Annotated in this window: 15 protein-coding genes and 1 pseudogene; all 16 read left to right on the top strand. The window is 59.0% G+C overall.

What is annotated here, in order from left to right; genetic code table 11:
* Nucleotides 1–339, top strand: a pseudogene (locus tag ACFE72_RS18230) (hypothetical protein); the annotation flags it as partial.
* A gap of 202 nt (nucleotides 340–541) precedes the next feature.
* Nucleotides 542–1,273 (top strand): hypothetical protein, encoded by a 732-nt coding sequence (locus ACFE72_RS18225; RefSeq protein ID WP_375414527.1) that lies wholly within the window; start codon nucleotides 542–544, stop codon nucleotides 1,271–1,273.
* The gene (locus ACFE72_RS18220) at nucleotides 1,270–1,503 is read left to right on the top strand and encodes a hypothetical protein (protein WP_375414526.1); all 234 of its coding nucleotides are present in this window, start codon (nucleotides 1,270–1,272) and stop codon (nucleotides 1,501–1,503) included. Before ACFE72_RS18225 ends, ACFE72_RS18220 begins: the two co-directional genes overlap by 4 nt.
* Before the next feature lie 178 nt (nucleotides 1,504–1,681).
* Nucleotides 1,682–2,023 (top strand): hypothetical protein, encoded by a 342-nt coding sequence (locus tag ACFE72_RS18215; protein ID WP_375414525.1) that lies wholly within the window; start codon nucleotides 1,682–1,684, stop codon nucleotides 2,021–2,023.
* A 330-nt stretch (nucleotides 2,024–2,353) separates the two neighbouring features.
* Nucleotides 2,354–3,013, top strand: a complete 660-nt coding sequence (locus tag ACFE72_RS18210) for a hypothetical protein (RefSeq protein WP_375414524.1) — start codon at nucleotides 2,354–2,356, stop codon at nucleotides 3,011–3,013.
* Between the two features lie 459 nt (nucleotides 3,014–3,472).
* Nucleotides 3,473–3,658 carry a hypothetical protein gene (locus ACFE72_RS18205; protein ID WP_375414523.1) on the top strand — a complete coding sequence of 62 codons (186 nt, stop codon included), beginning with the start codon at nucleotides 3,473–3,475 and terminating at the stop codon, nucleotides 3,656–3,658.
* The gene (locus ACFE72_RS18200; RefSeq protein WP_375414522.1) at nucleotides 3,655–3,996 is read left to right on the top strand and encodes a hypothetical protein; all 342 of its coding nucleotides are present in this window, start codon (nucleotides 3,655–3,657) and stop codon (nucleotides 3,994–3,996) included. The genes ACFE72_RS18205 and ACFE72_RS18200 overlap by 4 nt, the downstream gene beginning before the upstream one ends.
* A complete protein-coding gene (locus ACFE72_RS18195; protein ID WP_375414521.1) occupies nucleotides 3,977–4,312 on the top strand; it encodes a hypothetical protein in 336 nt (111 codons plus the stop codon). The genes ACFE72_RS18200 and ACFE72_RS18195 overlap by 20 nt, the downstream gene beginning before the upstream one ends.
* Before the next feature lie 12 nt (nucleotides 4,313–4,324).
* Entirely contained in the window at nucleotides 4,325–4,567 is a 243-nt protein-coding gene (locus ACFE72_RS18190; RefSeq protein WP_375414520.1) for a hypothetical protein, read from the top strand.
* Complete coding sequence (locus ACFE72_RS18185) at nucleotides 4,564–4,782, top strand: hypothetical protein (RefSeq protein WP_375414519.1); 219 nt, start codon at nucleotides 4,564–4,566, stop codon at nucleotides 4,780–4,782. The genes ACFE72_RS18190 and ACFE72_RS18185 overlap by 4 nt, the downstream gene beginning before the upstream one ends.
* A complete protein-coding gene (locus tag ACFE72_RS18180) occupies nucleotides 4,779–5,096 on the top strand; it encodes a hypothetical protein (protein WP_375414518.1) in 318 nt (105 codons plus the stop codon). Before ACFE72_RS18185 ends, ACFE72_RS18180 begins: the two co-directional genes overlap by 4 nt.
* Nucleotides 5,089–5,322, top strand: a complete 234-nt coding sequence (locus tag ACFE72_RS18175; RefSeq protein WP_375414517.1) for a hypothetical protein — start codon at nucleotides 5,089–5,091, stop codon at nucleotides 5,320–5,322. Before ACFE72_RS18180 ends, ACFE72_RS18175 begins: the two co-directional genes overlap by 8 nt.
* Before the next feature lie 227 nt (nucleotides 5,323–5,549).
* On the top strand, nucleotides 5,550–5,834 hold the full coding sequence (locus tag ACFE72_RS18170; RefSeq protein WP_375414516.1) for a hypothetical protein: 285 nt from the start codon (nucleotides 5,550–5,552) through the stop codon (nucleotides 5,832–5,834).
* 474 nt (nucleotides 5,835–6,308) lie between these two features.
* Nucleotides 6,309–7,298, top strand: coding sequence for a tyrosine-type recombinase/integrase (locus ACFE72_RS18165; protein ID WP_375414515.1), 990 nt, complete (start codon nucleotides 6,309–6,311; stop codon nucleotides 7,296–7,298).
* Nucleotides 7,299–7,902: 604 nt separating this feature from the next.
* Nucleotides 7,903–7,992 carry a K(+)-transporting ATPase subunit F gene (locus tag ACFE72_RS18160; protein ID WP_375414514.1) on the top strand — a complete coding sequence of 30 codons (90 nt, stop codon included), beginning with the start codon at nucleotides 7,903–7,905 and terminating at the stop codon, nucleotides 7,990–7,992.
* Nucleotides 7,993–8,034: 42 nt separating this feature from the next.
* Nucleotides 8,035–9,738, top strand: coding sequence for a potassium-transporting ATPase subunit KdpA (gene kdpA, locus ACFE72_RS18155; RefSeq protein ID WP_375414513.1), 1,704 nt, complete (start codon nucleotides 8,035–8,037; stop codon nucleotides 9,736–9,738).
* The last annotated feature ends 18 nt before the right edge of the window (nucleotides 9,739–9,756 follow it).

Genomic DNA, 9,756 nt, shown 5'->3' with positions numbered 1-9,756 from the left:
TACAGCGGCGCTGCCACGGCATCGGGCGACAGCGGCGCTGCCACGGCATCGGGCGTCAGCGGCGCTGCCACGGCATCGGGCTACAGCGGCGCTGCCACGGCATCGGGCGACAGAGGCGCTGCCACGGCATCGGGCGTCGATAGCGTCGCCCTCGCCAGCGGGAAGGATGGAAAAGCTCTTTCGCCGCTCGAAGGCAACGTGCTGTGTCTGGTTCATCGCGATGACAACTGGAAAATCACAAAAGCTTGGGCTGGCATCGTCGGTGAGAACGGCATCAAGGCAGGCATTTGGTACTCGTTGGGCGCCGACGGCGTTCCGTATGAAGTGGAGGCCGATTAGTGCCCCGCTTCCAACTTATCTTCGACTATCCCAGAACGCTCGGCGAAACCGTCATCGGTGCGCACATTCTCTCACGCGCCTCATTTGAAGATGCAATAGAGTACGTCGCCGCACAAGGCGGACGCGCATCGCCCCATATTCGGACATGCAACGGCAAAGATGCCGCCCGAATGTTTACGTTTGTGCCGATGGCCGGTGCAGCATGACCGCAGCCCTCGGACACGCGCCAGTCGACGGCATCTCGCCGGAGTTGGTCGAATTGCTGCGCGTTGGCGCTACGCGTCGTCACGGACTGGTCTGCCTGCCCGGCCAAATCCAGAAGAAATGGAAATATCTCCGCGAAGGCGAACGTCTAGGATTGATCCGCTTCGCCGGTCTTACCAACCCCCACATCACGGAAGAGGGCCGTGCTGCGATCGGTGCGCCATCGGAAGCCGAGGCTTCGCGCATTGAGCGACTCCGCGTCTGCGCGGAATTCACGAAGCGCAAGGCGCTGCAGCCGGTCAAGCGCGAAGACCCGCGCACCGATTTTGACTACCGCTCCTACAAGTCCGCTGGATACGTTTGCACGTTGGTATTCCGCCAGCGCGACAGCCGCGATGTGAAACCAACGGTTCGCGTCGGCAGAACACCAATGAGCGAGCCGCAGTTCCTAGGGCCGCGCAATTCAATAATCCAGCCCGAGAGCGACGATCGGTTTGTATTGACGCTTGTTCCGGACTGGATGACACGACCGATCCGAAAGGGCGACGATTACGCTCCGGCGATCTTCTCGACGTACCCGCTGCCGCTGGATGAAACCGATCCATCGTTTACGGCGGAGGAGCGCGCCCGATGGGACCGGCTCTGCGGCGTCTGCTTCAGCATCAATTCGCGCATTCGGAATGCTCGACGTCGATCTTCCGACTATCGGAACGCAAGGATTTTCGCATGAAAAACATCGCCCCTCTCGTTCGTCTTCCGGAAAAATCCCAGGCCTTAGCCGAAGAATTCGGCTTGGAAATATATGGCGCAAGATTGGACCCGTCAGATCCCGAGAACTGCTTCAATTTCCTGCGCGATCTGTTCCCCGAACGCTGGCGCGAGGTTATGGCGAATATCGACGGCGCAATCTACGCCGCGGGCCAGCACTACATTGCGGCCGAAATGTCGAGGGCAAGCTGATGGATACCCAAGCGATCATCTGTGCGCTCGCCGTCTGGTCTGTTCTGTGCGCCGGGTTCGGATATTGGATTAGGGGCACCGAAAATCAATCTATCGCGGCCGGCGACGATCCCACCGAAGATGGGCGAGTGCCGTTGTGAACCTTCGCGGTCAACAGCGAAGAGAGTTTCCACAGTCTGTGCGCAAGGCGGCCTTCGCGCGCTGCTGTAAAAACGGCTCTCAGCCCGGCATTCCCCAATGCGAGAACTGCGGCAATATTCTGCGTTCCGGCAATATCGAATATGAGCATCTTGATCCTGACGGGTTAGGTGGCGAACCGACGCTTGAGAATTGCGGCGTGTGGTGTGCCGTCCCGTGCTCCAGCAAGAAAACCCGTGAGCAGGATATTCCGCGGATGGCGAAAGCTGATGCCGTCCTGAAGGCCAGTTTTGGATTGAAGGCGGAAGGCCGCCCGATGCCGGGATCAAGACGGTCTGGGTTTCGTAAACGGATGAATGGACAAGTGGAACGTCGGACATGACACAGAAAACGGGTCAAGCCCCCACGTTTGAAGAACTGGCGTCTCGTGTCGAGAGACTAACGAAGCCGTGCAGAGAGACGGATGCACTGATCGCGTCTGCTGTCGGGACAGTTCGTTTGTTCTGGACCGAGCCTGCTTACACCGCCTCACTCGATGCCGCGATGACGCTGGTGCCGAAAGGATGGTACGGGCGCGTCGATCAAGGGCGTAATTCCGGTGCAACAATGTATCGAGACGGCTTTCCAACATACTTTACTATAGCAAATAGGCCAGCCCTCGCTCTAGTTGCCGGCCGCGCCCTTCTCGCATCCAATGCAAAGGGAGAGTGAGATGGCATCCCAAGTCATCGCCTGTATGTTGGCACGCATTGATCTCGCGCTAGAGCAAGCTCGCGACTGCATCAAAGGCGAGACGCCGGAAGATGTCACGCCTAGCGAAGCCGAGGATGACACGTTCTCGAAAATACGAGAGGCGCTTGAAGATGTTGCGGCGCTTAGCCGCCTTGCCGCCAAGCCGGCAGATGGGGTGCGGGAGGCGCATCTAAATGCGATCGAGTTGCCGGACGTTTTGACGCCTCCGGCAATTGATCAGTTATTTGCAAGGGATGATCTCTATACAGCCCGTGCGGTTTTCGCTCGGCTAAGGAGCTTTGGTTTTTCTCTCGTTCGCGCCGCACCCGTACTGCCACCCGATGGGGCGGGCAAGCAATACACCATCGAGAATGATGTGATGAAACGAGAACGCGTTTATTTACCATGGCTCCGAGCGAGTATAACAATCAGTGCGCATAGCATCGACGATCCATCGAAGGAATGGATTGAGGCTGCAAACAATTGGCAACGACGAGCCGAGGCGGCCGAACGTCAACTAGCCGGAGTAGCGCCCAACGAATTTGCAATGCGCGATTTGGTCGCCGCCCCTCCCGTTAAGGCCGATCGTGAAGCTATTACCATGATCCCACCCACCCCTACCGACGCGACGAGATGGTAACGATCGAACATGATGGTTTCGTCGGCACCATCGTTGGCCGCTATGTCACCCGTGAAGGCAAACGTGGTGTGGTTCTACAGCAGTGTGGCACAAGGGTCGTTCACGTTTATGGAGAAAGATGGCTTTCTCGCCAACCTCCACAATCCAGCAGCGAGCGCGAGGCGTCATGAGCCTACACCTTCATCTCCTCACCAATTCAAAAATTTATTGCGCGATCTATTATTATTTCTTCTGCCCTTATCCGGTTGATGGGCATGTGAAGCCGCGGGATTGCTTCAAAGCCGATCTATGCGGCTGCTCGAACGCGAGACGGTTTCGCACGTCCCATGCAAACGCGGGGGATCGATAATGATCGTCATGCCGAGATTAAGTTCATCGGCCAATTACTACAACGGGGCGCAGATCAGAAAGCCGGAGTGGCGCCCTCCCCGTCAGAAACTAACCAACCGAGGATTGGTAATGACCAAAGTATTCATGATCGCCGGGCTACTGCTGAGTACTTCACTTTCGGTCATCGCTTATGTCGGACGCGAGGCAAGGCCGCCAAAATCTATGATGTTGATTTTGGGATTCTGTGGAGTGATCTGGTCCCTGATCCTATTCAGCTTCGGTGCTGGAATGTGGCTTGAAAGAATTGCGCAATGACCGATCAACCGATGCAGCCCGATCCCAGCCTTCCCGACTCTTATCTTGAAGAAGCCCAACCGAGGGATCAGGCAATGACCATTGTAGATGCGAACGCTTGGAAGCATCGCGCTGAAACAGCAGAAGCGCAATTGGCAATTTGCGAGTCAGCGCAAGTGATCGTGGATGACGAAATGATAAAGCGCGCTCGTAAGGCCGCCCCGAGTTTTTGGAGGGATTACGGCAGTAGCTTTTATCACATGAGGAAGGTGCTTGAAGCGGCGCTATCCGAGAAACCAAAGAAGCCCAGACAGAAACCTTTGCCCCAGGAGAATGCTGATGTCCCGCACACGAGATAGGCTGGCAAGCGAACTGCGGAAGGTTGCCGAGCGGGCCCAACCTCCGAACGCTGCCAAGTATGAGGCTTTTGCAAAGAGCGCCGAAACCGGCGAGTTCGACGATTACGCGGACACCTATGTCTGCCCGATCACGCAACTCTATTCCGAATTGCTGGCGGCCGGCTTCACCAAATTTGCTGCCCGCGTAGCGGGCGGTGAGTTCGACGCGACCAAAGAGGAAAGCGACGAATGGGCTCGCAGTCCATCCGGGCAGGACGCCGCGAAACGACTGCCGTCGGAAATGCGCGAGATTTTCGGCCTGAAACTTAACAACTAAGGAGAACCCCAAATGTCGCCAGAGATCAGCAACCAAGAAGCTATTGAAATGATGAACCGTTGCAAGCAAGAGATTCTCGGAATGCGAGCAACAATCGATCGCCTCAAGCCGAAAGCCGATGCCTACGACAATCTCGTTGTCGTGCTGGGCCTACTGCCCCGCCCGAGCATCTGCATGGGCGAGGATTTAGTTTGGATACTCGACAAGCGCATTCGGGAACTGGCCCCGCCGGTAGCGCAGAAGGTCGAAGGATGAATAACGAGCAACGATACTTCGACGCTCTGAAAAAGATCGCGCGCGAGTATCAGACGGCGGACCAGTTGCGACGCCGGACTGGTCAATACGGCTGCTCATTTGAGGAAGAGATTGAGATGGCCTACGAGAATATTCAGCAAGAGGCGCGTGCGGCGATCAAGGGCCGCCGCCGTCCTGTTGAACCCCCTCCCCGCCCCGATAGGAAACAGCCATGAGCGACGACACCGAGATCGAACGGCTAGAAAAGTCCGCATCGCGCAATGATGTCCAGCGGATCAAGGTTCAGCGCGACAACGCCTTGCTCGACATGGAAAAGCTCATGAACGAGCGCGATGCGCTGGTGAGGGCGCTGGACGATCTGCAATCAGCCGAAACCATCTATCGCATGTGCCACGACCTCGACGGCGACGGGCACATAAACACCGGCCGCGCGTGGAATAAGTTGCGGCAGGCCGGGCAGCGAGCACGCGCCGCCCTATCGCAGGGTAACGCTTCCTGTGGGACAGGACGCGGGAGTCTCTATGAATAAGGATACAGAAAGCTGGGCAAGGGTTGATGCCAAATCCGTCGCAAGCGGCAGTCAAGCGCAAGCTGAGAACGTCCTGAAAATGGCTTTGCAGGACATAGCAAGTCTAGCCAGCGCGTTAAAAATCTCCCAGCAGGAGAGCGTCCGCATTGGACGAAATCGCGACATGTGGAAAGGCCAATGCGAGCGGCAGGCGGTTCAACTTTCTAAACTCGGCAGACGGAAATAGCACATGAGCAAACCGATCTATACTAACCCGCTTTCCCAAGCAGAGGCGCGGTTGCTACTGCGCTCGTATGAGGTCGGACAAGCTCAGCGGGCGTTAGAAGATGCTCTGACGGCATATCGAAAGGAGTTGAACTGCGTCGAGTGGCTGAAAGCAAGGGGTCGCGAAAACGCCGCCCCAACCGTTCCCTCGACAGACCGGACCACTCCCCCGGCAGACGGAAACAGCAGATGAAAGTCACATTGACCGGAATCAAGCAACGCGGCGCCAATTGGAAGGCGCGCGACTGGTGGAGCGCGCAGCAGGTCCGCATCTGGTCTGCCGAGCACCAGGCCTGGTGGCGAGACGAGGGCCACGGCTATACCGTCAAGATGGCAGAGGCATGGATTGTAGATTTCCCCACGGCATATGCTCACACCGAACACTGCGGGCCTGAGAAGCAGATCGTCTACCACGCCGCACGACCGTATGTGCGGCACCACCTCAACCGTCGCTCCGGCCCAGCGAGGGGGTGAGACATGAAACGATGCCCGGTATGCAATCGGCTGCCTAATATCGATCACTGCGAGCCGTGGCCGGCGGGGTACGGTCCGGCGCCATATTACGCCGGCTGTTATGGACAGTCGCCTATCGAGCATTTCGTCGGCGTCAATGCCGACAGCCAGAGCGAAGTAATTGAGGCATGGAACGTGGCGGCTACCCCGCTCACCTCGGCAGACCGTGGTGTGGACAAATGAAAATAATTTCTGCGCGTTCGCGGCGAATGAACGCTGTCTGCGGAATCGACCTCTTGGCGTGCGTGGTGGATGGAGTAGGATTGCGAACATGAGCCTGCCCGAACTTTACAAGCCGGATGAGATTGCCCAGCAGCTCGGGATTGCCGAGCGGGCTGTGCGCGAACGTGCGCGGGCGCTTGGCACCTGTCTGATTATGGGCAATCGTATGGCCCTCACCAAAGAAGATGTTCTCGCCATCATGGAGTCATTCCGATGCCGCTCAAGATCTACAAGAGGGGCGAAGTCTACCACTACCGCGGGACGGTTGTCGGACAAAGGCTACGCGGGACTACTGGCACTGCGAGCAAAGAAATCGCACAGCAAATCGCAGCCCGCGAAGAATCCCGCGCCTTCAAACGTGATCTGCATGGCCCCGAAGCAGTCCTGACGTTTGCCGACGCCGCGGCATTCTACCGGCAGTCGGGGAAGTCAGAGCGGTTCCTGGCGCGTGTCGAGGACTATTGGAAAGATACGCTTGTGAGGGACATTACCGGCGGGGCGATCCGGCAGGCCGCAATCGAGGTCTATCCCGGCGCCGCCAACGCGTCACGAAACCGGCAGTTCATCGTGCCTACGCAGGCCATCATCAACTATTGCGCCGAATCCGATATGTGCCCGCCGATCCGCGTTAAGCGGTTCAAGGTCGATACAAAGATCAAGACGCCCGCGACCTGGGAGTGGATCGAGAGGTTCGCCGCGAAGAACAAGCCGCACCTAGGCGCGCTCGCCATGTTCATGTTTCTGACCGGAGCGCGCATATCGGAAGCCTTGGCCGTCCGATGGGAGGACATCGAAATGCGCGAGCAGAAGGTCCTGATCCGACAGACGAAGGTGGGCGCCGAGCGCGTGGCCCATATCCCGCCCGTCCTGATGGTAAGGCTGGCGATGCTGTCCCGCGACACGATGCCGTTCCGCTACCGCCACAGGAGCCTGCTGGTGAGGGTTTGGCGCACAGCCTGCGTCCGGGCTGGGGTTGAGGTTCTATCGCCCCACTGCTGTCGGCACGGCTTTGCAACAGCCATGCTCCGGGCGGGATTCGATCCGGTCACGGTCGCCAAGCGCGGCGGCTGGAAAACGCCCAGGCACGTCTTTGAAACCTACGGCCACGCGATCGAGGACATCACCATCACTGACCGAATTACTGGCACGCCGCTGGCACAATTGGCCCCGTCGCTTAAGGAAAGCACTGGAAACAAGGCGTAACTAACGCCAGTCATTTTCTCTGGCGAAGGCCGCAGTCGTTTCAAGAGTCGTTTCGAAGGGGATGGATACGCGGGTCAAGCCCGCGTATGACGAGATGTGTGAATCCAGTAGGGCTTGACCCGGCAATGACGGCCGAGATGTGTACATACGGTGAGGCTTGACCCGGCAATCCATCCTGTTTCGCACGCGGTATGTGCTGCAAGGGCCGTCTTAAAAACAAATCTCGCGTCATGCGCGGGGGCTGGACCCGCACATCCATCTTCTTCGCAACAATCCTTTGAAAGATAAATGGCCGGGGTCAAGCCTGGCCACGACGCTCAGGCATTTGTGCGGTCCCGCGAAGGCGGGGACGACCAAGAAACCGCCACCCCGCGTCTTTATGGGATTCCTATAAGTTCGCCGCTGTCCTGCTCTCGAAAACATATGCGCCGGGTGGCAACTCAGCATCCGACAAGGACGCGAGGGCGCTTCAGCGCGCGTCGCGCAACATGCTGCAGACAGGAGCATCCCATGCTTGACGTCATCATGCTGGCACTCGGCTTCAGCTTCTTCGCGCTGACACTGGCATACGCCTACGCCTGCGAACGCCTGTAGGAGGCCAGCCATGATGTTCGATTATTCGCTCGCCGGCTTCGTCTCCTTGGGCCTGCTGCTTTACCTGACCTACGCGCTGCTGCGGCCCGAGCGGTTCTGACCGCGTGGTCTCGCGCAAATATAAATATAAAGGCACATGACGATGACCCTCATCGGTTGGATTCAAGTTCTGCTCTATTGCGCGCTCGTCGCCGCGCTGGTCAAGCCGCTCGGCTGGTATATGACCCGCATCTTCAACGGCGAGCGCACGTTTTTGTCGCCGCTGCTGCGGCCTGTCGAGGCCGGCCTGTACCGGATCGGCGGCGTCGACGAAAAGCGCGAGCAGCATTGGCTGACCTATACGGTGGCGATGCTGTCGTTCCATGTCGGCGGTTTTCTCCTTCTCTATGCCGTGATGCGGCTGCAAGCGGTGCTGCCGTTCAATCCCGCCGGACAGTCCGCGGTTGCCGAAGATCTGTCGTTCAATACGGCAGTCAGCTTCGTCACCAACACCAACTGGCAGAATTACGGCGGCGAGAGCACGATGTCTTACCTCGTGCAGATGCTCGGCCTGACCCATCAGAATTTTCTCTCCGCGGCGACCGGCATCGCGCTTGCCGTCGCGCTTATCCGCGGCTTCTCGCGGTCGTCGATGCGCACCATCGGCAATTTCTGGGTCGACGTCACGCGCTGTACGCTCTATCTGCTGCTGCCGATCTGCGTGATCTATACGCTGTTCCTGGTCTGGCAGGGCATTCCGCAGACCCTCGGCGCCTACGTCGATGCGGCGACGCTGGAAGGCGCCAGGCAGACCATCGCGGTCGGCCCCGTAGCCTCCCAGGTCGCGATCAAGATGCTCGGCACCAATGGCGGCGGCTTCTTCAACGCCAACGCGGCGCATCCATTCGAAAACCCGACCGCGCTGTCGAATTTCGTTCAGATGCTCTCGGTCTTCGTGCTCGGCGCGGCGCTGACCAACGTGTTCGGCCGCATGGTAGGCAACCAGAAGCAAGGCTGGGCGATCCTGGCCGTGATGGGCGTGCTGTTCATTGCAGGTGTGGCCGTGACCTACTGGGCGGAAGCGGGCGGCACGACCGCGCTCCAGGCGCTGGGACTCAGCGGCGGCAACATGGAAGGCAAGGAAGTCCGTTTCGGCATCGTCGCCTCGTCGCTGTTCGCGGTCGTGACCACCGCCGCCTCCTGCGGCGCGGTCAACGCCATGCATGATTCCTTCACGGCGCTCGGCGGCATGATTCCGCTGATCAACATGCAGCTCGGTGAAATCATCGTCGGCGGCGTCGGCGCCGGCCTCTATGGCATGCTGCTGTTCGTGGTGCTGGCGATTTTCGTAGCCGGCCTGATGGTCGGCCGCACGCCGGAATATGTCGGCAAGAAGATCGAGGCGCGCGAGGTCAAGATGGCGATGCTGGCCATCCTGGTGCTGCCGCTGATGTATCTCGGCTGGACCGCGGTGGCCGTGGTGTTTCCGCCGGCGGCGGCCTCGATGGCGAACGCCGGGCCGCATGGGTTCACCGAGGTGCTCTATGCCTATACCTCCGCGACCGGCAACAACGGCTCCGCCTTCGCGGGCCTTACCGGCAATACCCTCTTCTACAACCTGACCCTGGCGAGCGCGATGTTCGTCGGCCGTTTCTTCATGATCGTGCCGGCGATGGCGATGGCAGGGTCACTGGCCGGCAAGAAGTCGATACCGGCCTCGTCGGGGACCTTTCCGACCACCGGCGGCCTGTTCGTCGGCTTGGTCGTCGGCATGATCCTGATCATCGGCGGCCTTACCTTCTTTCCGGCGCTCGCGCTGGGGCCGATCGTCGAGCATCTCGCCGGCAACGCCAACATCCTGTTCTGATCGAACCCATTCCGGAGC

This window comes from uncultured Bradyrhizobium sp. (assembly GCF_964252615.1).
Lineage (GTDB): Bacteria > Pseudomonadota > Alphaproteobacteria > Rhizobiales > Xanthobacteraceae > Bradyrhizobium.
Note: the sequence above shows the minus strand (reverse complement) of the source record. Positions and strands in the feature narration are given on the sequence as shown.